Source organism: Arcticibacter sp. (assembly GCF_053551015.1).
Genome location: NZ_JBMQOB010000018.1, coordinates 238,335 through 264,315, shown reverse-complemented (window position 1 = coordinate 264,315; position 25,981 = coordinate 238,335). Strand labels below are relative to the sequence as shown.

Sequence of the window (25,981 nt, the reverse complement as noted above, 5' to 3'; positions counted from 1 at the left end):
TATTTAAAAATTCAGAACCTTATTGATCGAGTGGATCAATGCCCTGTTAGTAAGATTATTACTGAAAGAATAATTGATTGTGGCCTTTGTACCTGCAGCCGAATCATCCTTTACCTCCATGCTCATCGGGTTGGCTGCATTCTGATAGGATATCTGCAATAATCGGGAGTCTCCTTTATTGTCTTTCAGGAGAGTCGGCTGGTTTCCTGTCTTCTTCCCGTCTGCAGCAACCGTTGTCTTATTGATGATAGCGTATGAAATAAATCGCTCAACAGCATTTCTGAAAGCCTGCGTTTGCTGGGCTGCAACGAACAAGGGCTTACCGCTGGTCCTGTCACCCGGCAGCATCCCTGCTTTCACGGCATCTTCTATCGCCTCGTTCGTAGGTACAAACAAGGTGTAAAATGATCCGGCGTCTACTCCCAGGATTGACTTGTCAGAGGCTTTCCAGAGTGAAGAACCGACTACAAAATCAAAAAAATGACTAAACTTATTGCTTATCGCAGGGTCTGTAGATCTCGCCAGCTTCTCCAGACTAGAACCCGGGGTCACATTGTTTTCCGCAAACTTCAGATTTCCGGTGGTATAATAAACCCGCCCGTTAACGGCAGTCTTAACAGAGTCAACAGTCACGAAAGTATTATCTTCTATATTACCGCTACCGTATACCCGTTGATTTTTAAATTTCACATACTCCCCATTATAGGTTTCCGCCACGCCCTCGCCTGCCAGATTTCCAAATTCATCTGCCGGCGTCTTCAATACAGATGTTTGCACGAAACGGTTGAGCCTCGCGAGAGATGTCGCATCATAAACCACACTTACCCCCGGAGCAGTGTATCCCCATTGGCCGGTATTGGTGTTGTAGCTAAAACCCGCCTGCTGCATCTGCGTGTCGGAAATCATAAACAAAGTGTATTGAATTGAGGGTACAACGAGCACGGCGCGTAGGTCTGACCCATCAATAGCACGATTCATTAAAGCGTACTTGGGATCCAAATAAGGCTTTCCGTAAACAGTCCTGAAAACATTTGCCTCCTGTACCTTATTCAATCCGTAGAAATTCCCGTTGCTCAAGGCTTTTCGCTCGACAACATTAGACGTGGCAAAGGTGGGGTATTCCGAATAAGCATTTGGAGTTGCCGTAAGCTGGCTGGGCCAAAGCGTTCCAGTCCACATATGGGAGTTAAGAAAGCTTAATATCACAGAAGGAGGGGCATTTTCAATGCTCCCGAAGTTCTCGAGCAAAACTTTCATGTAATCTTTGACTGCCTGATTGGTTGGCACGGCAATAGACCATGAAGCGGACTGCCCGTCAGTAGCGGTAGCTGCAAGGTAGCCCTCATTAACCGGAGAAAAGGCAAGTGCAGGATCATATGTCTTAATATATACCTGGTCTGCCAAGCCCGATAGTACCCGGTAACGTTGTGTGTAATCTGCACTTGGAATATAAGACACCATCCTGTCCAGCAGCTTCTTAAACTCACTGTATTCCGGATTAGAAGAAATATGTTGTTCAATGTTTGGTAGTGGAAAAAGGACCCTATCTACTACGTGGATGACCCCGTTTTCGGCAGGAACATCTGCCTCAATCACCTGCGCATCCCCTACATTGAATCCGGAGAAGGTCTTACCGCCATACAGAGCCGAATAATCGCTCGTAGCAAGGCCGTTAGAGGACAGGTAGCTGTCAATATAATAAGGAAGATATTTGTTGTTGTTATCGTTTACAACAGTTGTCACGCCATTACGGTTGTTGTCTACAACTTTGCGGCCGTTCTCTGTGTATACAAAATCGTAATAAGCAGTTCTCCTTCTGAAGGCTGCGTTCTGCTGCCCTCCTGCGGAAGTCTGAAAAGTTGTCAGCTGATCCTTGCGGTAGGGGTTATAAACCAGGCCATACAACGCAATTTTCCTCGCCATCGTTGTGTCCATCTGATCCACGCCCGAAATTCCTCTTTCCTGAAAGAACTGAGTGAAAGCAGCGTCAGTGGGTGCAAACAAGGTCCAGGCACCCGCGTTACCGAGGATTTCTTTGTAACCTGATTTGTCAATAACTGATAAAAGCGTATTGAATTGCCCCTTAGCCTTTAGCTGCTGGTAAATGGGTGCAGCAAGGTCATTGGGCCTTCCGTAATAATCGTCCCATTCCTGTTTGCGACAATTCGAAAACAAAAGGACTATTGTAAGAAAACACAATAGATTTCGTATTGATCTCTTCATATAAATATAATTGGTGGTACATTTCAATAATCTGCTATAAATGTCATAGTGACACTTACATAGCAGACAACACAGGTCTATCCACTGAAAAAAATCAGCAAAGCGGTCCGGTTTAAAAAATTAGTTTTTAAAAAAATGAGGAACGTAAAGTTTTTACATAAAAGCGTTTAGAGGTGAATAATTCTGTTATATAATTGGATGTGTTAAATTATCAAATGCTGGTAATTATGATGGTCAGTTAGTTATACACCTAAAGTAAGTGGCTGAAAACTAATTCGCAACCTGTGGTATCCTGCTTCACACCTTTTTCTTCTGGTTTGTCTATTTCTATCAGCTTAAAAAAGGCCCTCACAACACCAGAAAGCACTTTCTGCATCTCCAGAATAAAGAATAAATTTCTTATAGAATAAAAAAGGGTCAGTTCCATTGAGAACTGACCCTTCACATGACATTAAATTGTCCTTAAAATATCGGCGGATACTTACCCGGATTAGCCTCACTCATCATCTCGTAAACAACCTCAATGATATCGTCCACGGAAGGCTTGCTGAAATAATCACCGTCAGTACCATATGGCGGCCGATGTTCTTTAGCAGAGATGGTCCTTGGGGCGCTATCCAGATAGTAATATCCTTTCTGGGTCTCCAGAATTTGCTGAAGAATGAATGCCGAAGCTCCACCCGGAACATCTTCATCAGCCACCAGCAGCTTATTTGTCTTCTTCAAAGATTTTGCGCACAAGCCATCCAGGTCAAAGGGATGCAAGGTTTGAGGATCAACAATCTCAATAGAAATTCCCATATCCTCCAGTTCCTGAGCCGCTTCCTGAACCACACGCAAAGTAGAACCGTAAGAGACAATTGTGATGTCTGTCCCTTCACGCAAGATCTCCGCTTTTCCTAATGGAATAGTGAACTCACCTACGTTGTTCGGGAGCCTTTCTTTGAGACGGTAACCGTTCAGACATTCGATAACCACTGCTGGTTCATCAGCGCGCAGCAGGGTGTTATACATTCCGGCAGCCTGTGTCATATCCCTCGGCACACAAATATGAATGCCCCGCATAATTCCCAGTAAGGTTGCCATTGGAGAACCTGAATGCCACACTCCTTCGAGACGGTGTCCGCGTGTACGGATGATGACCGGAGCTTTCTGCCCCCCCTTGGTCCTGTAGCTCAAACTCGCCAGATCATCGCTGATCACGTTGATGGCATACAAGATATAGTCCAGGTACTGAATTTCAGCAATCGGCTTCAAACCACGCAGACCAAGACCAATACCTTGCCCAATGATCGTACTCTCGCGAATACCGGTATCAGCTACGCGCAAAGTTCCAAACTTATCCTGAAGCCCTGCAAAGCCCTGATTCACATCGCCTATACTGCCCACATCCTCGCCAAAGGCAATGATCCGGGAGTCGCGACTAAAGTTGCTGTCAAAGCAATGATTCAGTATCTCCCTGCCGTCGATCCACTTGGAGTCTTCATCATACTCAGCGGCAACAACAGGTATATGTACATGGGAATCGAGAGAATCAGTAAATAACCGGGAGTTGTAGCGCTCGTGGTTATCCTGCATCTGCTTGTTATACCAGCTCAGCAGATTCTGCTTCTCTAAAGACTCTTTGCCGGCAAGCGTCCGCAAGGCTTTACGCACATGCTGAAGAATCTCTCTGCGCGACACTTCAACGGATGCCTGTATAGATTCGGCCATTTCATCGAAGGCCTTAATCCCGAAAGCCTTCAGCAGTGACTCTGCTTCGGCGGCTTCTTGTCGCATCACCTTCTGAAAAGCATCCCAGGCGTTCTTTCTGCATACCCTAACAAAGTCCTTCGCCTTAGCTTCCAGTTCTGCCAGATCCTCTTCCGTGATAATGGCAGACTCCAGCATCCAGTTCCTCATCTTCAACAGACAGTCGAACTGCATCTCCCACTCCAAACGCGCCTTCGATTTGTATCGTTCATGTGATCCCGACGAGGAATGTCCCTGAGGCTGCGTGAGCTCATATACGTGTATCATTACCGGTATATGCTTCTCACGACATATGGCTATCGCCTTTTCATAGGTTTCACACAGACCAGGGTAATCCCAGCCTTTCACTTTGAAGATCTCGAAGCCCTCTCCCTTTTCATCCCGCTGGAAACCTTTAAGCACTTCAGAAATATCCTGCTTGGTCGTCTGCAACTCTGAGGGAACAGATATCGCGAACCCGTCATCCCAGATAGACACAGCCATCGGGATCTGCAATACGCCTGCAGCATTTATACTTTCGAAGAACACCCCCTCAGACGTGGAGCCGTTCCCGATGGTGCCGAAAGCTACCTCATTTCCACCTGAGGAGAAATGGGTCAGATAGCTAAGCTCCGGATTAGTTCGATATAATTTTGATGCTTGTGCCAGGCCGACTAAACGGGCCATCTGGCCACCTGTTGTAGATATGTCTGCCGATGTATTCTTTGTCAATAACTGATTCTTCCAGCTACCATCTTCATTCAGGACGCGCGTTGAGAAATGACAGTTCATCTGCCTGCCGCCTGAAGAAGGCTCGGCTTCGACATCGGTATTGGCATAAAGCTGAGAAAAGAATTCGGTGATGGTAGCCATGCCTGTGGCGAACATGAAGGTCTGATCCCGATAATAACCGGATCTCCAGTCTCCATTCCTGAAAGCCTTCGCCATCGCAATCTGAGCCACTTCCTTTCCGTCGCCGAAAATACCAAACTTCGCCTTCCCTGTTAAAACTTCCCGCCTGCCTATCAAACTCGCCTGCCGGCTTTCGAAACAGATACGGTAATCATTAATCACTATATTCTTAAAGTCTTCAAAGCTCAGTTCTGACGAACTCAGCTGACCACTTGATTGAAATTGATTTTTTGACATATGTACGTGGGTCAATTCTTCAAAAATAACCAAAAAATATACAGCATGCTGAACCTTAAATTTTTTGTTACCTGATGGTATAGTTTTTGAATAGTTAATTACTTGAATTATCTTTACTTAAATTAATACCTGAACGTACATGAAAAAGATTCTTACTTTTTGCATTATATTGCTAAGCTTCGTAACCGTTGTAGCTATGCAGGCCGATCAACAGCCTGATTTCAAGTTTGAAAAAGAGACAAATGACTTCGGAAAAATCCCTCAGGGTAAGCCGGTCAGCTACGACTTTAAATTTACCAATGTCGGTGAGCAGCCTCTTATCATCAGCAATGTGGAGTCTACATGCGGATGTACAGTGCCTAAGCACACCAGCACCCCGATTAAAAAAGGCGAAACAGGTACCATTACTGTGACATTCAACGCAGCTGCGCCTGGTGCCTTCAATAAGGCGCTGACCATCAAGTCAAACGCAAAAACTCCTGTAAAATACATTTACATCAAGGGAAGCGTTACAGCTCAGTAGTATACAACAAAAGATTTTAGAAAAACCTCTCTGTTAGCAGAGAGGTTTTTTTTATGTTTGTGTATTATGCCAACTATTTCAAACAAGGGGAAGAAAATGCCTGCTTCGCCGATACGCAAACTAACACCATTCGCGGAACGAGCAAAGCAGCAGGGAAAGACAGTCTACCATCTGAATATTGGCCAGCCTGACATCGAGACACCGGAAACCATGATGAACGCGATCCGGAATGCCGATTTTAAAGTGTTGGCTTATACCCAGTCTGAAGGAACCCCATCATACCGCGCGAAACTAGCTGAATACTACAACCGTGCAGGATATAATGTCACCGCAGACGACATTCTGGTTACCAGCGGAGCCTCTGAGGCGATAACCATCGCCATGCAGTCCTGCCTGGATCCAGGTGATGAGATCATCATTCCAGAGCCATTCTACGCGAATTACAATGCCTTCGCCTGGATGAGCAGTGCGGTGATCAGACCGGTGCTCTCAGTGATGGAGAATGGCTTCGCACTGCCTCCCATATCAGAGTTTGAAAAGCTGATCAGCGAAAGGACAAAGGCCATTTTCATCTGCAACCCGAATAATCCTACAGGGTACCTGTATTCCTACGAGGAGCTTGAGCAGCTAAAGAAGTTATGTCTAAAGTATGACCTTTACTTCTTCGTCGATGAGGCATATCGTGAATTTTGCTATGATGGCAATCAGTTCCACTCTCCTATGCATCTGGAAGGTATTGAAGAAAACGTGATCGTTTTTGACAGCATTTCCAAAAGATACAGTGCCTGTGGTGCCCGTATCGGTTGCTTCGTGACTAAAAATCAAACGGTGCTGGCTACCGCACTGAAGTTTGCACAGTCGCGTCTAAGCCCGGGTATGGTTGACCAGATTGCTGCCGAAGCAGGTGTTGATACGCCTGACTCTTACTTTGAAGTCATTAACAAGGAGTACACATCCCGTCGCGATCAGCTCGTTTCATCCCTTAATAAAATGGAGGGCGTTTACTGCCCGAACCCGAAAGGAGCATTTTACGTCGTCGCCCGGTTCCCTGTCGATGATGCCGAAAAGTTCTGCCAATGGATGCTCGAAAAGTTCGACTATGACAATCAGACAGTCATGATGGCACCAGCCGCCGGTTTTTACAGCACTTTAGGTGATGGGATAGACGAAATCAGATTGGCATACGTTTTGAATAGAGAAGATCTGGCGAAAGCCATGATATGTCTCGAAAAGGGTTTACTTGCCTATCCGGGAAGAAAATTAAAGGATACTCCCGCTGAAAGAGTAGGAATTCATTAACAAATACATATTGGGGCCGACCGGAATTGACAGGATGGTGGCAGGTATGTAAGCATGCAGCGCGTTGTGAGACTAGCGCTTAAATCTGAACTCTCAAACTACAATTGGCGAAAATAACTACGCCTTAGCTGCCTAATTTAGAATTAGCTCAGCTTTTGTCCCGCTGGTATTCTGTTCTGTTTAACCAGTATACGGGGCATCGATCAACAGAACTGGCTTGATTAGTGTTGCGATAATCAGGCGAGATAAAGCGACTAAGGAAAACGGTACAGGCAATCGGCCAGCCTTCCCTTTCCCTACAATTAAATGGCAGATAAGCATGTAGAAAGCATAATTTGTTCCATGTTTGGACGAGGGTTCGAATCCCTCCGGCTCCACACCAAGAACTAAAAAGCCTTCAGTGTTTAACTGAAGGCTTTTTTATTGAATGAAACTCTGAGTACCCTAGCCTTTGTAACTATACACCGAATACGGGTATATCCACTTTGCTATATACTTCGCAATAACACAGCAAATTACAATCGGCACTAATATCAATGTTGAACCCGACAATGTCGTGAACAAGGCGATCGCTGTCAGCGGCGCATGAATACAGCCGCTAAGCACAGCAGCCATGCCTACAACCATGAAGTTGATCAGGATCAGATTAGTTCCCAGATAATGATTACACGTCAATGCAAAGAGCAAACCCAGGAAAGCACCAACCACCATCCCTGGTGCAAATACACCGCCATCGCCACCAGCACCAAGCGTCACCGAAGCAATGAGAGGTTTCAGAACAATCAACAGCAGCAGCATCAAACCCAGAGAAGAGGAAAAGGTAATATTGGTGGTATTCGCTAAAAAGCCAGATACCACATGGTAACTATCCCCATACAGCTGTGGTAAAAACAAAAGAGCAATCCCAACAATACCGGCACCCAGTGCAATTCTCTGGGTATTGTTGCGAATCGATGTAAAGCGACTTTTCACAAGCAAACAGATTCGCGTGAAATACACGGATATGAGTCCGGCAAGAACACTCATCCCCAACAAATAAGGAAGCGCGCTCAATGACCAGGGTTTAGGATGCAACTTAAACAAAGGCTCCGCGCCGATGAAATAACTAGTAAGGAAAGATACTGTAACAGCCAACAGTACAGATAATACAACTGTCCACGAAACCTTCCGGGCAATCGCCTCCAAAGCAAAGAAGAGGCCGGCAAAGGGACTTCCAAATAACGTGGCAACTCCCGCCGCTACTGCCGCAGCAACAATTTCTGTCTTGTATTTATAGGCAAGTCCAGTCTTCTTATAAGCGTTCGAACCAATGGCAGCGGTAGCAACCACTGTCGACACTTCGATACCCGTTGATCCACCGAAGATCACCGTCAGAAAACCATTGGCATAATGTGACAAAACCTTGTAAAAAGGAAGCTCATTCTTTCTGTTCTCCAGCGTATTATATATCTCCGTTATACCTTTATTCGGCTTGTTATAAAAAACGAGTTTCCTCAGCAGGAAGATCAATGTAAAGCCTATCAGCGGAAACAGCAATATCGCACCAAAATAGTGCGACGAACGATGCAGCATCTCACCCTGGTAATGCTCAGTTATGAGTTTAAGCGTGGAGGCGAGCATAGAAGCCAGCAAACTCACTAATAGAATGTTAAATACTAGACCCGAGTAGGCCCTTCGTCTGATCGATTTTCTCATGTAGCGTAGGTGACTCCCCTGTCGGCAGCGTCGCAAAACTAAGGAAAACGTCATTAAATCCAAGCTCTAATATTTGCAACTGGCTTACAAATCGACATTTACGACAGAAAACCCACCGATACTCCTCCTTCGCAATGGGAATATCTTCATCTAAACAGGGTAACAAGGCCACAGCAATCCTTGTCCCTCTCAGCACAATTTCTTTACTTCGCAGCAGCTAACAAGCACATCTATGGACATCTTCTCTCTGCCTTCATCCGCCACAGACATCATCGGTAAACACACCCAAGCCTCTGAAGAAGCCGGACAGCTTCACCCCGAGATCATCAAACTGATCGAACGGGAAAGATGGTTCAAGCTCTACCTACCTGAAGAACATGGTGGACGCAACACGGATCTTCCAGGCATCCTCAGGCTGCTTGAATCCCTAGCAAAAGCGGATGGCAGTACAGGCTGGACGGTCACCCTCTGCAGCGGGGCCTCCTGGTTTGCCGGCTTTCTGGAAGATGAGCTTCGTGACGAGATCTTCCTCAAGCCCGACACCTGCATCACCGGTAGTGGCGCAACAAGCGGCACTGCGGTCAAAAGCCCTGAAGGCTATTTGGTCACCGGGTCATGGAAATACTCCAGCGGCGCCCTGCATGCCACGCACTTCACCGCCAACTGCTTCATCCGGAATCAGGACGGATCGGATGTACTGGACGAAAAGGGGGAGCCCTCTGTCCGCTCCTTTGTTTTCAAACGATCAGAAATCCACAGTATTCCCACCTGGTCAAGTATAGGCATGGTCGCAACGGGCAGTCACGGCTTTGAGGTCAGCCATTTAGCTGTACAAACCAATCGCTCTTTCCTGATAAACGGCGACATGAAGATGCAGACCAACGCCGGCAATTACCCATTTCTTCAACTGGCCGAAACAACGCTGGCCGTCAACTTCTCCGGAATGGCTCTGCACTTCCTTGAGCTGGCCAAAACGCTTGTGCTGAACGCCAGGTATCTGCAACGCTTCTCTGAATCTCAGGCTAAGATCGTCCAGGAGGTATTCACCCGGCAGCAGCAACTGCTGATGGAGGCGCGAAAGAACTTCTTCCAGACAGCCGACCGCTCCTGGCATGACCTTCAGAAAGGTAGTCTTCAAAACACAATCCTTGAAGAGCTAAGCCGGACTAGCCGCAAGCTCGCGCATACATCCAGAAGACTAAGCGAAAATCTTTGGCCCTACTGTGGATTAGAAGCAGCAAGAAAAGACTCAGAACTGAACCGCGTCTGGAGGGACATCCATACGGCAAGTCAGCACACCCTTCTGACCTTTGAAAGCTAGAATTCTACTCAGCCACCAGCTTGCCTCTCATGGTACCGTAGTGTCCGGGGAACGAACACAGAAAATCGTATATACCCTTGCCAGGCACTGAGAATAATATCTCGTCTGTTTCTCCGGGACCGACCAGACGGGTGTGGGCAATAATGGATGTGCGCAGCGACTGCGGGATATAGTCATCATCCCTGGCCTTCATCGCTGCCATTGTAAAATCGGTAAAGTCAGTTCCCTGAGCCAACAGCACAAAATTATGCCCCATCGAATTCTTCGGCATCTTTCCGATGTTCTTAAAAGTGAGCTTTACCTTTTCAGCAGCCTTTACCTTAAAAATCGTATCACTGTACTGCATACGGTCATTTCCTGTCAGCAGAAGAGAATTATTCGCTTTCATCGTATCTAAACCGGGTATTTCAACAGTAGCAGCAGCAGTGGGCTTATCGGTAGCTACCGCCAGCTTACCAGTATCCGCCGTAGATCCACGCAGTTCTTTATTCTTGTCGGTGCCGGTACAGGCAGCCATTAAAGTCACGAAGGCAAACGCAATTGCAAAGCTCTTTTTCATATTTTTCGGTTTAATGCACGAGTTGAAGCACTTATGGGACAGGCTCTTCTTTGAAAAACCCTAAAACCATGCCGAATGTTTTAAATGCTACAGCAGCTTCCTCAAACCTCCATCAAATAACGCAAGTTTCAGATTTTTTTAAGCCTCCATAAATCCGACATTTGAACTATAACAGGTGTGTATGAAAACCCAGGAAGAGATCAACTATCAACGAATTGCCTCGGCAATCGAATACATTCTCGCAAACTTCAAATCCCAGCCCGATCTGGAGGAAATAGCAGCACATGTCCATCTCAGCCCCTTCCACTTTCAGAAGCTCTTTACGGAATGGGCCGGTACCACACCCAAAAAGTTCCTCCAGTACATCAGCACCCAACATGCAAAAAAACTCCTTCAGGAGCGGGTTTCCATTTCCGAAACGGCCTTTCAGACAGGCTTGTCTGGCACCAGCAGGCTACACGACCTTTTTATCTCCATCGAAGGCATGTCGCCCGCCGAATACCGGAATGGTGGCCAGAACCTCCACATCCGTTATACCTTCTCCAGCACGCCCTTCGGCATGGTCATCGCCGCTTCAACAAGCAAGGGCCTCTGCTATCTGACCTTCGAGGATGATAAAAGCAGTGCCGTCAACAAACTCGCAGCGAAGTTCCCCCTTGCTCTGCTGAGGGAAACCGCGACAGAGCACCAGGAAAACGCCCTCCGCATCTTCCGGAACGACTGGACTGCCCTACCCCAGATCAAGCTTCATCTCAAAGCCTCCGCTTTTCAGCTGAAGGTATGGGAAGCCCTACTGAAGATCCCCATGGGTGGCCTGAGTACTTACGGCTCCATTGCCAGGGAAATAGATGCCCCAGGTGCCTCTCGTGCCGTCGGAACCGCCATCGGGAGCAACCCGGTCGCCTTCCTCATCCCCTGCCACAGGGTAATCCAAACCTCGGGAACTTTAGGCGGATACATGTGGGGACCCACCAGGAAAACAGCGATCATCGGTTGGGAAAGCGCCCGAGCCCTGTCGATGTAACATAAATATTATGTGTATATTTGCAACGCAAATCCTAAGCATCCTTAGAGAACACATAATAAAATCACCCTCCATCAAAACAGCTTTCTCTTAAAGCTGCTTATCCTGGCAGGAACGTTATCATGAATACAGAAGCAGTAGAAATCAAACAACATACTCCAAATCGCAATCGTATCCGTCTCGCGGTATCTCTTTTTTACTTTGGTCAGGGAATTTGTTTCGCATCCTGGGCCAGCCGGATCCCCGATATCAAACATACGCTGAACCTGTCAGACGCCATGCTGGGCAGCATCCTCCTGGCTCTGCCCTTGGGTCAGCTGGTCACCATGCCTCTCTCCGGAAGGCTTGTAACCAAGTATGGCAGCAAAAAGATGCTAACGGCAGCTGTTCCTTTTTATTCCCTGGCTCTCACCAACTTTGGCATCGCCCAAGCCGGGTGGCAGCTCGCCATGTTCTTGTTCCTCTGGGGAGTGATCGGGAACATCTGTAATATATCGCTAAACACACAGGGTGTAGTGGCAGAGCAGGTCTACGAGAAACCAATCATGTCATCCTTCCACGGAGCGTGGAGCCTGGGCGGCTTCTGCGGTGCCTTACTGGGACTCGTATTCATTAACGTCGGACTGGTTCCCTACACACATTTCTGGATCATTACTGCCGTCCTTTGGCTCAATATCATGCTCAATTATAAATTCCTGGCCGTTGGCAGCAAGCCTGCCGTGGCAGAGAAGAAGGGCAAAGGTCTCAACAAACCCGACAGGGTACTCATCCAACTCGGCATTATCGGCTTCTGCAGCATGGCTACCGAAGGTGCCATGTTCGATTGGAGCGGCATTTACTTCAAAGACATTGTCAAAGCACCTACGGCATACGTCGTACTGGGCTACGCATCGTTCATGATCATGATGGCTACGGGCCGCTTCCTCGGGGATAAAATGATCATGAAGTTCGGCAGAAAAAGGTGGCTGCAGTTCAGTGGCGCCATGATCTCTGCAGGGATGTTCCTATCCGTTAGCCTCCCTTATCTCATCCCTGCTACCATAGGCTTTATGATGGTCGGCATGGGTGTATCAGGTGTTGTACCGATGGTCTATACCATCGCCGGAAACAATAAGAAGGTAGCACCGGGAATGGCCTTGGCCATGGTATCCGGGGTAAGCTATTTCGGCTTCCTGCTGGGTCCTCCTCTTATCGGGTACATCTCCGCGCTCGCCAATCTGAGATATTCTTACGCCATCATCGGATGCTTTGGTATCCTGATCGCCCTCCTGGTCACAAAGATCAAAGCAATAAAATAAAAAAAGGCTTGCAGACACCTAAGCGCGCCTGCAAGCCTTTTTTATTCAGGCAGAGAACAAATACATGGCCTCAGGTCTTCCAGAAGATCTTCTTCCTCACGCAAAACACGGTGATCAGCGAAACAATCCCTGTAAAGATCAGTCCCCTCAATAAGCCTTCAACAGCATTGCCGTTCAGACTATCCAGCCATCCGGCGGTTTGCGTGATCTTCAGCAGCGGAATCAGGAACAGGTTCCCTGCAGTATAAGCGACCATCGGGTTCTTGCCGTTCCAGGCAAAGAATGTCATGACGTGTCTTAATACGCCATGATCCTCCAGAATCGTCCATGCCGCCATCACCAGAAAAGCCAGGCCCGTAGAAACAAAGTAGTAACTGTAAGTTGAAAAGTCCTTTTTAATCCCTCCTTCATAGGCTTCGAAAAACAGCCCCAGCATCAACAGGTAAACACCTGCCTTCATAAAACGTATAAGCCCGCTTGCACTGCTTGACTTTATCTTCGCAGAAAGGTAGAGCAGCATCGCTCCCAGAATAATGCTGGCAATAAAGTTCGCCAGCAAATATCTCCCGTAAAGGCCCGTCAGGTTAACCAGCAGGATTAACACAACGGCTACCACAGCTAGTCCATCCGCTCTCCTGCTTCTCTCATTCCCTTTATCATCAGCGGTTCGTTGCAACAGCCACTCACCGGCAAATGTAGCCGGCAGTACGATAAACAGATACTTCAGATAATAGAACTTATACAGCCAGGGTAGCGGCGACCAGTTAAACACAAGGGCGTTCAACGATCCCTCTTCCTTCGATGCGAGGAATACGGCCATGATAAAGGGCAGCAGGGCCAGCCGCCACAGCGGATTATTTCTCGTAAACCACCAGATCAGCGTCCCAAACAAAGCCATATTGGCCAACACGATGATGATGACATCACTCTTCTGAACACTGAATCCCGGTTCTTTGAAAGGAAAGAAGGCAAGAAAGGCAAGCGCCAATAGCCATCCCAGCACCTTCAGAACCCGCTCTGTCTGCACATTCAAGAGTCCCTTAAACTGCCCGTATATAAAAAACAGCACCACGAAACAGCCGATGGAGATCAGATGCTCCGTTGGTGATGGCGCATCGCTCATCACCCATGCCCGCGCATGCATCGTGAAAATGGAAAAAAATGCCAGCAGCACAAATCGAGTCAGCACCTGAACGAAGACTTTCCCGTCCGATACCTGCTCCTGCATCCGCTTCCGCATCGCCAGGGGAATCGCAGCTCCCATCGAAAACAGAAAGAATGGAAACACCAGATCTACCCAGGTGATCCCAGGCAACTCCGGTTTGAAAATATGATGGGGCGGCGGAACCTGCGCATGAAACATCCATCCGGGCATAACTTCCCCAAATGCGATGCTCCCCGACAATACCATCAGCAAGATGGCTAATCCCCGAAGGGCATCCAGACTTTCAGAACGTTGCATATCTTACTTCTTGTTATAATTTTGAAAGAACTCCGGAAACTTCTTCAGCCCTTCGTAAAACCAGAAGCTCTCACCATTAAATCCCTGCCGGCGGTTTTCCTCTATCATTTGCTTCAGGAATTCCGGAGATGGATTATAATCCGCATTCTGGATCAGAATACCCGGATAAAACTTACCGCGATCCCTGGCTTCCAAAAACCCGATCTGCTGCTTCAGCACCTGCTGGTAAGCCTCAATATTGTACCGGTAATGCTGAGGAATCACCATGTCTACATAACCCTTTTTCAACCATGCAGGCCAGTCCTGCAGATACTCTTCCTTAGCCCAGGGGTGGATGCTTGGCGCACTCGAAACGATCACCTCTTGCTTGATCTTCTTTACTTCTTTGTACAGTCTGCCGAAGTAAGCCGTCAGCAGATCTGCTCTCCAGCTGATCCAGGCAGCATCTTTATAGTCGGCCGGCGGGTTCTTTCCTTCATGCTCCTTCTTGTAAAGGCCCACGGTGTAGTCATCGTACCCACCATGCGACGGCAATGCGGGCAGACGGTCGTCTCCCTGAACACCGTCCACATTATACTTGCGTACCACCTCCAGGATCAGTGAAGTCATAAAATCCTGCACTTCGGGATGAAAGGCATTCATCCATTCGAAGCCGTTCTTTTTAAGCAGCGCACCACTTGCATCCTTCGCAGCCCAGTGGGGCTTGGTCTGAAGGAGCGTCCCGCCATTCTGATTATTAGAAGCCGCAAAGCCATACTCAAACCAGGCATGCACCTTGATATTTTTCTTGTGCGCTTCCTCGATCATCTCGGCTAGCGGATCCCTCCCCTTGAACTGTTCATCGATCTCCACTCCGAAGGTCTGCTTCATCACTTCACTGGGATACAGCGTACGCCCTTTATTCCACACGACAACGAAAATGTTGTTAATACCGAAGCGTTCACACTGACTGACCGCCTCCTGTATATTTCCGCGGGAGTTTAATGCCGTGCTGGCTACATTGGTAATCCAAACACCTGCAAAGTTCTTTTTCGCTTCCACTACCGGTGCCGGTGCTTCCACACCCTCACTGCCTGAGCAGTTCTGAAGTGAAAATGAGCAGAGTAATATGCTCAAAATGCTAATCTTGAGTTTCTTCATATCGTTTATTTTGCACCTCCGTCAATGGTAATGCTCTCTGCCCCTAACATTAGCTCGGCTTCGCTTGCCGTAATCCTGAAATTCGTTGCAGATGGACACCGCATGTCAGTAAAACGCTTCTGATGTACCGGCACCTTAACAAGCTCTGTTCCCTGTAACCTGAAGAGATTCGTTTCCTTCCAGACTGAACCCTCCACTCTGGTCTTCGTTGCCTGCGCGGGTTTCCCTTCATTCGATACCTGGTCGATCGCATTTACACGTTTGAAATCCCCCTTAGCTCCTCGTACGAAACCTGCACAATCGAAATCCCGCTCAAAGCGCTTTCCGGCACCTTCTACGATAAATCTGATCTTGCCCGACTGCACAATCTGTACCGACATCGTCACTTCTTCTCCCGGATACCAATAATATTCTTTCTGGGCAGATGCATTCTCATAGGTGGCTGCCTGACCGCTCACATGGGCCGACCGGCGCAGAAAAGGACGGAACGCCCTTCTGTCGGCAGTTACATTCCCCTGCTCATCTCTGATCACTTCCCAGGTTAAACCGATATCGGTTTCCTGGCCTCCCATATTTCCTCCCATGTACACCGAAGGATTGTCCAGGTACTGCTGTGGCTTTGCCGGGTTTTTACGATTCTCGTCAAATACGATTTGTGGTAGTACCACCTTTCCTTCCAGTCCCAGCCATACATCCTGACTGGATACAACCTTACGGTAATACGCACCCTGAAAGCAGTTCGCATTCAGAGGTGGCTTGATTTCATTCGCAAAGAATCCTGTGATCGGATCATTCTCTTTCATTTCTTCTGCCGGGTCGCCCGATTTACCGCAGGAAGCCAGAACTGCGCATAAGCCTGCGGTGAGCAGGAGTCGTTTACTAAATTTCAACATGGTAAGTTTGTTAAAAAGCCCAGCACCGTCTCCGGCGACAACCGGTCTGATGCTGGGCTCTATGATTAGAGATCGATTACTTTTCCAGGCGGTATAGTCGCATACCGATATTCGTACATGCAAACACTGCATGCAGTTTACCGTTCACTACTGCCATATCCGCATCCATGGTATTGTTGGCATTTGCCGCAGTCGATGGCATCGTCACGTCAAATATAGGTGTCTCATAAGAGCTAGCTTGTCCGTCTGTGATATCACAAACGCGCATGATTGCTCCCTTTCCAGCCGCATACGCCGTATAAGCCAGGTAGATCCGTCCATTATGACGAATGGCCTTGCTGTCTGTCGCGATAATTCCACTTAGTTTATGTAATTCTCCAAGGGTGTTGTTCATCGAGATCACACCGTTAAAGTTAGTACCTGAAGCTGCTCCAACGAAGCCCGACAAGCCTTGCGGAAGCGGCTGTACAGACCAGTAGAAACCAGTCTTATCGTATGGGAATGCCAGACGCTGAGGTTTCGTATTCAATACCCCACCTTTAACTGTCCATACAAAGACGTCTGTCTTCTGCGCCATTCCGATCGCAATCGTAGCATCGCCACTCAGATCTCCTGAGATGTTGATACCTGCCGAGCGCGGTGTATAGTCAATACCCAGTGAAACTTTTGAATAGGTGATATAAGGTACAGGGGCCGCGCTAACATTATCCCACTTATAGGTTGTCTGATCGCCGTCTGTTAGTCCCAGTGGAACCACCAAGAAAGCTCCCTTATCATCAGACGCTACCTTACGAAGGCTGTGTGCAATTGTCACACCGGCCTTGTTCAGTACGCCCAATTGCTGTCCGCTCAGATCATAGTAGTTAGGTCCAACCTGCATCGGAGCCACAGCTGAATAGTTGCTTACAACAAGTTTATCACCGCTGAATGCTACACCACTCAAATCGTTTGCGCCAAAGCCGAAGCTATCGTAAGCTTTAGAAAATACCGGGATCAGTGACAAGGCTGGTTTAGCGATCGTGAACTCTTTTTCTATACCGTCAGATCCTGTGATCTTCACCTTGTTCGCACCTGATAACAGGTTCAGAGACGCTCCTGTAAAGGCTGCTTCAATACGGTTTCCGAAACCAACTTCCAGCTCAACTTTTGCTGAACTGAAGTTACTTAGGCCGTCAATATAAGGTACAAGTGTCGTTCCGTTTTTCACTACAACAGAATCCGTCTTCACACCATTGATTGTCATCGAGCGTACAGAAGCCGGACCAACTGGCTCAGTCGTGATGATCAGATCGTAAGAATAAACGGTTTCGCCGTCAACACCCTGAAGCTTGAAGGTTTTGGGACCTGTATAATCTGCAGGAGTACCGTTGGTGAAGTCCATTAGTGTTCCGTTCAGGAACTCCATGGTCACGTTCAGGCGGCTCAGGTTAGTACCTTTAGGAACCTGCACGATCAGGGATGAAGAGCTGAAGTGGACATCCGTAGCCGGGATATTCAGTCCTTCAATGATGAAGGAGCTTAATGAAGGAGGCGACTGGATCTTCAGCTGCACATCTGAACGTGCACCGTCCGCACCTTGAAGACTCACCGCAAGCGGCTTGCGGCAGTCGTACTCCGCATTGTTCTCGAAATCGATCAATTCACCATTCACCACCAGAAGCTGTAGCTTCAGCTTGGTCAGATCGCGTCCTGCGGGAAGCACCACCTGGGCAACATTGTCTGTATATTGCGGAGTATAAAGCTGATTGTTCACCTTTACGCCCACGATCTGAGCAGACTCATATGTTCTCGAGAGTTCCTCGTCTTTGCTGCATCCCCCTAAGAAGATCATCAACAGCGGAAGCACGAATGCTAACCGCCATTTAGAAATATATTTTATGTAATTATTCATTTGATTTAATTTCTGAGGTTCAATTTATTGTGCGTAACCTTTGTTCTGCGTTAACCATGGAGCCTTCATCCTTTCTGTTTGTGGAATAGGCCACACATACAGTTTATCGTCCCAGGTACGGTTACGGTCTCTAACCCGCAGCTTGCTGGCAAATGCCTGGTAGCTGGCAATGTCATTCAGGTCTCTCTCTGATCCTGCAGCTCCGTATGATGGAACCATGTCAGGTGTCGCCTGCGTGTACCCGTCCGGATAGATCTTCTTCGAAGCATCCACGCCGCTTGCCAGTGGGTAACCATAAGTAGGTTCTGCATTCTGCAACGCTCCGATTCTCCAGCGACGCATGTCGAAGAAGTGAAGTGACTCTTTTGCCAGTTCCACCTTTCTCTCGCGACGAACGATCTGGCGCATCTTTGCCTGATTGCCTGCACGGCTTGGATCAGACGCAATGATACCTGGCATTCCTACTCTGGCACGTACCTGATCAATGGCGTTCACTGCTGTTGCATCTAACTCACCAAGCTCAATCTTCGCTTCTGCATAATTCAGAAGCACCTCAGCATAACGCATCAGAATGATGTTATAGGTCGGCAATGCACTTCCCTCATCATCAAAATGGTTATATTTTCTCCAAGCGAAGCCAACTCCGCTCTGCACATATCCATACTGCGCAACAGCACCTGCGTAATCTTTATTATCAATCAGCTTCATATTGCCCTGCTCATCCCATGACTGGGTTTGAGGGTTGTAAAGCTCCATCAGGAACTTCATCTTGTTACTTCCTGTGTTCCCGATGATCGTATCATGATGGGTATAGATGGTGTATTTCAAACGCGGATCACGATTCACCAACGGTGTTTTCGGATTGTAGTTGGATCCCGGCTCATCTATCCGCTTTCCATTTCGCGTTTCATAGGTATCTACAAGCTGCTGCGTAGGAAAACGACCACTCTGGGCGATCATCCGCACCTGCTCTCCGAGTGACATGTATTGGGTGCTTCTGTCGCCTGCATCTGAAAATGACATGAACAACATGTTCTCATTTTTAGCATCAGCCTTCATCTGACCGGTTCTGGTGAACAAATCATTGTAATTTGCTGCTAAACCACGACCGCTCTCGTCCATTACCCTCTTGGCTGCCGCTGCGGCGATGCCGAAGTACTTTTCTGCCTGAGCAGCGTCTTTTACACCGTCCATACCATACCCAAACTTGCTCCATGATCCTGCATAAAGTGCCATTCTGGATTTCAGACCAAGCGCTACCGACCGGTCAACCCTTCCCCACTCTGCTGCTTTCCATGGCAGGATTGCTGCAGCCTCATCCAGATCAGCAAGGATCGAGTCTACGATCGTTGCCCATGGTGTGCGGCCAATTTCCTTCAGTTGCTCCGATGTAACGCTCGATGTAAAATAAGGCACATCACCGTACAGAGACACCAGTTGCATATTGAAATGTGCTCTCAGTACCTTGATTTCTGCCAGGTAGATCTTCGAACGGTCATTCAGCTGATCGTAGAACGGAGCCGCGCCATCCAGCACGCTGTTACATCTGGCCACAGACGTATAAAGGGTGGCGTAAATAAACTCCCCGGTGAAGTTTGTTCTAAGATCGACATTGTTTACCCCGATAGAACTGTTATCCGCACGCTCTATACCGAAGGGCGTGTACATATCCCACAAAATAGACAGGGGTATATTGCTGGAGCTGCTATTAGTATGATCCATTTTCAGGCGCTGATAACATCCATTAGCACCCTGCTTGATCGCACCTTCGTTATTATAGAAGTTGGAAGACAGGTAATCACTCTTAGGTTCCTGCTCCAGATAATCCTTGCAGCTCGTTACGCTGAACATCACCACAACGGCTGTAGCAACTTTTATATTGAATATTCTTTTTAATGTATTTTTCATCAGAATGATATTAAAGCTTAAAATTTCAGGTCAAGTCCAAACGTATAAGTCTGCATGATCGGATAGAACTCTCCGCCCACTGAACCATCGTACGTTACTTCCGGATCATATCCTTTTTCGAAATTGCTTAATGTGAACAGGTTCTGTCCGCTCAGATACATTCTCAAACTACCCAGCTTCAATTTCTGAGTCAAGGCCTTCGGGAATGTATATCCGAGTACCACGTTCTTCAGACGTGCGTAAGATGCATCACGCACCCATTTATCTGAACGAACATAATTATCACCTGTATTGGCTTCCGGAACAAGCAGCGGATAAGATGCATTTGTATTTTCAGGAGTCCATGAATCCAGCTGATGAGTAAACAGGTTACCACCCGCAGCGAAAGGCTTCAAACCAACGCCGCTCATGAACATCGCCCGCTCTCCAACACCCTGTATAAACGCAGTCAGGTCAAAATTCTTCCAACCTGCATTCAGGTTCAGACCGAACTCGTAGTGAGGAAAAGGATCACCCAGATACACCATATCACGGGTGTCGATCAGCTTCGGATCTACATTCTCGCCCTGATAAACTTTTTTATACTTCACGAAGCCTGGCCTGGCTGCACTTCCCAGCTTTGGAGAATTTGCCACATCATCCCAGTCAGCATAATAGCCATCGTTCAGGTAGCCCCAGATCCCCTGGTTTGGATAGCCTTCCACCATGGTTTTATCCTGAGAGTTCAAACCGTTCAGATTCGTGATCTTGTTACGGTTATCATTCAGAGTTAATGTTACTCCATAGGTGAAATCATTGACCTTGTTACGATGCCCGATGCTTAACTCCCATCCTTTGTTCTCCATATCACCTGCATTGGTAAAAGCAGGCTGCATACCGGCATAATAAGGAAGCGGGAACTTCATCAGCATATCGTAAACAGTCTTCACATAATAATCGGCTGTAAGCGTCAGCTTATCGTTCCACAAGCCTACATCCAGACCGACGTCAAACTGCTTGGACTTCTCCCAGCTGATATTGCTGTTTGAAAGTGCAGTCTGTGCTACGCCCGGAACAAGCTCCTTGTTATCTCCTAAATAGTATCCATAACCTGGGTTGATGGTAGCCGTGTACGGATAGTTACCGATATTTTGGTTTCCTAACAATCCGTAGGATACGCGCACCTTCAGCATATCCAGGTAGCTGCGGGTTGGCTCCATGAAGCTCTCTTTGGAAATAACCCAACCTGATGATACAGATGGGAAGAAGCCCCAACGGTTATTGGATGTAAAACGGGATGATCCATCATAACGACCGTTTACCTCCAACAGGTACTTATCTGAAAACGTGTAGTTTAAACGCGCATAACCTGACATCATCGACCAGCCGTTTGCTCCACCTCCTGATGTTGCTGTCGATCCATCCCCATTATCCAGGTAATAGCGATCCAGTTCAAACACTTTCTTCGCTCCGTAGAATGAAGAGTAATTGTTGTCTTCTGCCTGGAAACCCACTAATAACTTTCCATAGTGACCACCTTCTGTTCTTTCATAAGATCCCTGTGCACGGTAGAAGTTGCGAATAGTTTCCTGCCAGTCCTCCCGAAGGTTATCTTCTGCAGGATAAATACCCATTACCTGACCTTTCAGGGATGTAGTATACGGCGTGATCAGCTTCGTTCCTCGGGTCGTAACACCACGACGGGAATACTGTCCTACCACTTCCATTCCTTTCATAGGGGTCATGGTTACAGTTCCGTTCAGCAATACTTCCGAAACTTTGTCTTTATCGTAACCACTCGCATTTGCAAGTGCTACAGGGTTGTCGCCGTTCTTTCCATATCCCCAGTTCCCATCAAGTTCCCTGGCAGCAGAAAGGGTTGGCAGCATATATAAGGATTTATTGATAATAGACTTTGGCGTACCTAGTCCCGGAGCCTTCGTATTTGACTCTCTAAGTGATGAGATTAAACCTACGTTCATCCAGGGTAATACCTTCAGGTCGGTATTCAGCTGGATGTTCAATCTGCTGTAATCGTTGTTCGGAATCAAACCATCTTGTTTCAGATAAGATCCTGAACCGAAGAACCTGAGCTTTTCTGTTCCTCCACTCATAGAGAGGTTGTGACTCTGCATGACTGAATTGTCTTTCATGGTTTCTTCTTTCCAATCGGTATCATACCTGTTCCAGTTATCCGGCATCAGGTTTTTCTGATCCTCGATCAGCTTCAGCTGCTGTTCGCGCTGAGATGGCGATACACTCACACCGGCATTATCCCATGCGTTCAGCTCAGCCTGCAGATACTGCCATGCCGGCACAACTTCAGGCATATTGGTAGGTGTCTGAATAGTTGAATAGCCACTATAAGTGGTGTTGATGCTTCCTGCTTTACCTCTTTTCGTCGTAATCAGGATAACCCCGTTCGATGCACGTGATCCATAGATGGATGCAGACGCAGCGTCTTTCAACACCGACATTGATTCTACCATATTCGCATCTACCTGGTTGATATCCATCTCAATACCGTCTACTAACACCAGTGGCGTTGTATTGGAATTGATGGAACCGATACCTCTGATACGGATAGTCGACCCGTCGGCTCCAGGCTGACCTGAGGTCTGCTGGATCGTCACACCCGGCATGGTACCCTGCATCGCGGTCGAAAGGGAAGCTACGCTTCTTTTAGTCAGTGTCTCTGCACTGATAGACGAAACCGCTCCAGTCAGCGTCGCCTTCTTCTGCACGGCGTAACCTACAACAACCGTTTCTTCCAGGCCTACTGAACTGGCTTTTAACACCACCTGCAGGCTTGCCTGACCGGTATAGGTAACGTTCTGCGACTGGTAGCCTACATAAGTAAACGTCAGTACGTCGTTCCTCTTAACCGGGATGCTGAAATTACCGTTCCCGTCAGTAGCAGTCTTCACACTCGAGCCGCTGACTCCAACACTTACTCCGGGTAGTTTTCCGCCTTCATCGGAGACACTCCCCTTTAATGTGACAGTTTGCGCATAGATAGGCGCAGTCACTACCAGAAATAGTAAAATAAATAGAAGTCTTCTCATAATACTTGCATTTGGATGTTTGAAACTCTTTTCATGTTTGAGATTTATTGATTAATTGAAATAAACTTAAGGTCTGGCCTGATTAGATTCAGGTATGCGGATCTGCTGATCATACCAGCTGTCACTCGGCTTGTTGCCCATCTTGAAAACCAGGGTCCCCCCTTTCACGATGGTATCGTAGTTGATATAGGGCTTTCGGTAACCCATTCCATTGAGGCTGACAGTCTGTATATAGATATTTTCAGCGGAATTATGCTGGGTGATAACCTCAAAGGTCTTCCCGTTCTGTAAACGGATAGAAGCCTTATCTGCAATCGGCGAACCGAATACAAATATGCCATTGACCGGATTAACGGGGTAAAACCCGAGTGAGGAGAAAATATACCAGGCCGACATTTGTCCGCAATCTTCGTTCCCGATCAGACCGTCAGGACGTGTCGTATAAAACTCCTTAAATACGTTCCTGACCAGCCCGGCCGTTTTGGACTGTTCTCCGGCATAAGCGTAGAGGTACAAAATGTGGTGACTGGGTTCGTTGCCATGTGCGTACTGGCCGATCATTCCCGAGATATCAACAGAGGCCCCTTCGTTCAATTCTGACGATACTGTAAACAGGCTGTCGAGCTTATTAGTAAAGCGCTTCTTCTCTCCAAATAGACCAATCAGTCCGTAAACATCATGCGGCACCAGCCAGGTGTACTGCCAGGCATTCCCCTCTACATAATCATCTTCCAGGTGTATGCTATGAAACGGATTGAAGTTCGCCCTCCACTTTCCGGAGCTCAGCTTGCCACGCATAAAGCCGGTGGAGGCGTCGAAATACTGTTGATAGTTTCTTGATCTGCCCCTAAACTTATCCTCTTCGGCCGTATAGCCAAGATTCGCAGCAAGCTCGGCGATAGCATAATCATCAATTGCATACTCGAGGCCTTTGGCTACCGACCAAGGTTCCTTATCAGCCGGAATATATTGCTGGGTCCTTACATGGTTCAACCCGGCTTCATCCATCTTCTCCAGCGAACTCACAGCTTTAAAAGCCCGCTGCTTATCAATAGGAAAGCCCTTCAATGCCGCATCCACCACTACAGGTATGGAATGCCTTCCCACCATACAATTCGTTTCATTTCCCACCAGCGACCATACAGGCATACTTTTCTGCTGATCGTAGAGCGATAAAAGTGTGTTGACATAATCAGGAACTTTCTTGTCGATGAGCGTGTACAGCGGATGAACAGCCCGGTAAGTATCCCAAAGGGAAAAAGTCGTATAAGGCGTAAAGTCTTTTGCCTGATGTATGGCACCATCCGCGCCGCGGTAACGACCATCTACATCGGAGAAGAGTGATGGTGCTATGAGCGTATGATATAAAGAGGTATAAAAGATCTTTACAGCCGCGGTATCGGCGGACTGGAAGTCAATGGTCGACAAAGACTCGTTCCATTTTGCTTTTGCAGCGGTACGCAACTCATCAAAATTCCAGTGCGGTATTTCCTGGCTCAAATTAGCGGAAGCACCTTCTTCAGAAACATAGGAGATTCCCGTTTTGACCAGCAGGGGTTCTGCCGATTTAGCAAAGTCAAGTTTCACTTGTATGTGCAGCCCGGTATCTGAGACCGAAGATACAGGCTTGCCTTCCTTATATAACTGCAAAGCCTTTACCGGCCTTGAAAAAACAGCTGTGAAATATACCTTGTGATCCGTAGCCCATTCATCAGAAAGACGATAGCCGGCAATTGTGGAATCATTCACCAGACGAAAACCTGCTCCGAGTGTCCCTTTCCGAGCTTCGAGAGATTTCACACCTTCGTCGAGATCGATGACCACCGATGGAATGGCTGTTTGCGGATAGGTATATCGCTGAAAACCGGCACGTTCTGTACTGGTCAGTTCTGCATGTATCTGATGTTCATTCAGCTTTACCGAGTAATATCCCGGTTCTACTATCTGATTTTGCTTAGAAAACGTAGATATGTGCCTGACGTAGTCCGAACCTGGAGCACTACGTTCATCCGATACAATCGGCATGAAGGCGATATCTCCCAGGTCTGCGATTCCGGTACCACTCAAATGGGTATGCGCAAAACCCACAATCGTAGAATCTGAATCATGATACCCCGAACACCAGTCCCAGCCCTTTGATGCGTTGTTTGGACCAAGCTGCACCATGCCATGCGGTACCGATGCTCCCACGAATACGTGTCCGTGCCCGCCAGATCCGATTAGCGGATCAACAAAGGCTGCATAATCTTTTTTAGGATCTCTTCCGTCGGCAACGGAACAAGCATAAAAAAAGCAACAGAAAGTGATAAAACAAAAAGGATAAAAAAATCTCATAATTCCGCGATCGCCCGATCTTAACTGTTCTTTTCTTATTATCTCCGCCTTTTGGGCATTTATAAATCTTTTAGAATAACTTTTATAAAGTTCTAGTGATAAAATAAATCCATTTCGTACGCTTATTTTTCACCAAATCCATTACAGACGGAAATTTTTTATAGTGTAAGCCCCAATTTATTAAATTATCCATACCAGAACAGTTAATATATTATCATTTAATCACCAACCACCGCTTTAAAAGCAAAATTGACACATAAATACAAGTGGTCTGTTCAATATTAACTATTTAAAAGTAGTAAAAATTAAGACTAAGATTCAATCAATTTTTATTTTTTCTTAAAAAGTAAAGCAACAAAACGCTTTCTTAAACTAATTTTTAAGAAAGGGGATGCAATATACGAGAATATTATTCCACACCGAAGAGCTCGGCTGAAGTCAGCTAGCGAAAGAGTTTCGCGAAAAAAAAGAAGGATGTAGCTTGATC

16 protein-coding genes and 1 other RNA gene are annotated in these 25,981 nt (G+C 47.2%); 6 read left to right on the top strand and 11 right to left on the bottom strand.

Annotated features, from left to right (window positions below):
- Positions 1–3: 3 nt before the first annotated feature.
- Entirely contained in the window at positions 4–2,223 is a 2,220-nt protein-coding gene (locus ACO1NU_RS12915) for a fasciclin domain-containing protein (RefSeq protein WP_448818905.1), read from the bottom strand.
- A 462-nt stretch (positions 2,224–2,685) separates the two neighbouring features.
- The gene (locus ACO1NU_RS12910) at positions 2,686–5,103 is read right to left on the bottom strand and encodes an alpha-ketoacid dehydrogenase subunit alpha/beta (RefSeq protein WP_448818904.1); all 2,418 of its coding nucleotides are present in this window, start codon (positions 5,101–5,103) and stop codon (positions 2,686–2,688) included.
- 139 nt (positions 5,104–5,242) lie between these two features.
- Between ACO1NU_RS12910 and ACO1NU_RS12905 the strand changes: the two genes are divergently transcribed.
- From ACO1NU_RS12905 to ssrA, 3 genes are all read left to right on the top strand, one after another.
- The gene (locus tag ACO1NU_RS12905; protein ID WP_448818903.1) at positions 5,243–5,626 is read left to right on the top strand and encodes a DUF1573 domain-containing protein; all 384 of its coding nucleotides are present in this window, start codon (positions 5,243–5,245) and stop codon (positions 5,624–5,626) included.
- 66 nt (positions 5,627–5,692) lie between these two features.
- Positions 5,693–6,925, top strand: a complete 1,233-nt coding sequence (locus tag ACO1NU_RS12900; RefSeq protein ID WP_448818902.1) for a pyridoxal phosphate-dependent aminotransferase — start codon at positions 5,693–5,695, stop codon at positions 6,923–6,925.
- 12 nt (positions 6,926–6,937) lie between these two features.
- Positions 6,938–7,305: a transfer-messenger RNA gene (gene ssrA, locus ACO1NU_RS12895) on the top strand.
- A 64-nt stretch (positions 7,306–7,369) separates the two neighbouring features.
- Here the strand turns inward: ssrA and ACO1NU_RS12890 are convergent.
- On the bottom strand, positions 7,370–8,620 hold the full coding sequence (locus tag ACO1NU_RS12890) for a chloride channel protein (protein WP_448818901.1): 1,251 nt from the start codon (positions 8,618–8,620) through the stop codon (positions 7,370–7,372).
- 232 nt (positions 8,621–8,852) lie between these two features.
- Between ACO1NU_RS12890 and ACO1NU_RS12885 the strand changes: the two genes are divergently transcribed.
- Entirely contained in the window at positions 8,853–9,941 is a 1,089-nt protein-coding gene (locus ACO1NU_RS12885; RefSeq protein ID WP_448818900.1) for an acyl-CoA dehydrogenase family protein, read from the top strand.
- Positions 9,942–9,945: 4 nt separating this feature from the next.
- Here ACO1NU_RS12885 and ACO1NU_RS12880 read toward each other — a convergent pair whose 3' ends face one another.
- Positions 9,946–10,500 carry an azurin gene (locus ACO1NU_RS12880; protein ID WP_448818899.1) on the bottom strand — a complete coding sequence of 185 codons (555 nt, stop codon included), beginning with the start codon at positions 10,498–10,500 and terminating at the stop codon, positions 9,946–9,948.
- Between the two features lie 181 nt (positions 10,501–10,681).
- Here ACO1NU_RS12880 and ACO1NU_RS12875 point away from each other — a divergent pair, with 181 nt between their 5' ends.
- Both ACO1NU_RS12875 and ACO1NU_RS12870 read left to right on the top strand, forming a co-directional pair.
- Positions 10,682–11,524: a methylated-DNA--[protein]-cysteine S-methyltransferase gene (locus ACO1NU_RS12875; protein ID WP_448818898.1), complete on the top strand. Its 843-nt coding sequence runs from the start codon at positions 10,682–10,684 to the stop codon at positions 11,522–11,524.
- 122 nt (positions 11,525–11,646) lie between these two features.
- Positions 11,647–12,822, top strand: a complete 1,176-nt coding sequence (locus tag ACO1NU_RS12870) for an MFS transporter (RefSeq protein WP_448818897.1) — start codon at positions 11,647–11,649, stop codon at positions 12,820–12,822.
- Between the two features lie 70 nt (positions 12,823–12,892).
- On the opposite strand, the gene ACO1NU_RS12865 is transcribed toward ACO1NU_RS12870, so the two are convergent.
- The 7 genes from ACO1NU_RS12865 to ACO1NU_RS12835 all read right to left on the bottom strand — a co-directional run bounded on the left by ACO1NU_RS12865 (position 12,893) and on the right by ACO1NU_RS12835 (position 25,494).
- Positions 12,893–14,284 (bottom strand): DUF5009 domain-containing protein, encoded by a 1,392-nt coding sequence (locus ACO1NU_RS12865; RefSeq protein WP_448818896.1) that lies wholly within the window; start codon positions 14,282–14,284, stop codon positions 12,893–12,895.
- Positions 14,285–14,287: 3 nt separating this feature from the next.
- The gene (locus ACO1NU_RS12860) at positions 14,288–15,424 is read right to left on the bottom strand and encodes a glycoside hydrolase family 10 protein (RefSeq protein ID WP_448818895.1); all 1,137 of its coding nucleotides are present in this window, start codon (positions 15,422–15,424) and stop codon (positions 14,288–14,290) included.
- A 5-nt stretch (positions 15,425–15,429) separates the two neighbouring features.
- Complete coding sequence (locus tag ACO1NU_RS12855; RefSeq protein WP_448818894.1) at positions 15,430–16,317, bottom strand: hypothetical protein; 888 nt, start codon at positions 16,315–16,317, stop codon at positions 15,430–15,432.
- Between the two features lie 76 nt (positions 16,318–16,393).
- Entirely contained in the window at positions 16,394–18,208 is a 1,815-nt protein-coding gene (locus tag ACO1NU_RS12850; RefSeq protein WP_448818893.1) for a hypothetical protein, read from the bottom strand.
- Between the two features lie 24 nt (positions 18,209–18,232).
- Positions 18,233–20,116 carry a RagB/SusD family nutrient uptake outer membrane protein gene (locus ACO1NU_RS12845; protein WP_448818892.1) on the bottom strand — a complete coding sequence of 628 codons (1,884 nt, stop codon included), beginning with the start codon at positions 20,114–20,116 and terminating at the stop codon, positions 18,233–18,235.
- 17 nt (positions 20,117–20,133) lie between these two features.
- A complete protein-coding gene (locus tag ACO1NU_RS12840; protein WP_448818891.1) occupies positions 20,134–23,160 on the bottom strand; it encodes a SusC/RagA family TonB-linked outer membrane protein in 3,027 nt (1,008 codons plus the stop codon).
- A gap of 66 nt (positions 23,161–23,226) precedes the next feature.
- Complete coding sequence (locus tag ACO1NU_RS12835) at positions 23,227–25,494, bottom strand: GH92 family glycosyl hydrolase (protein ID WP_448818890.1); 2,268 nt, start codon at positions 25,492–25,494, stop codon at positions 23,227–23,229.
- Positions 25,495–25,981 lie beyond the last annotated feature (487 nt).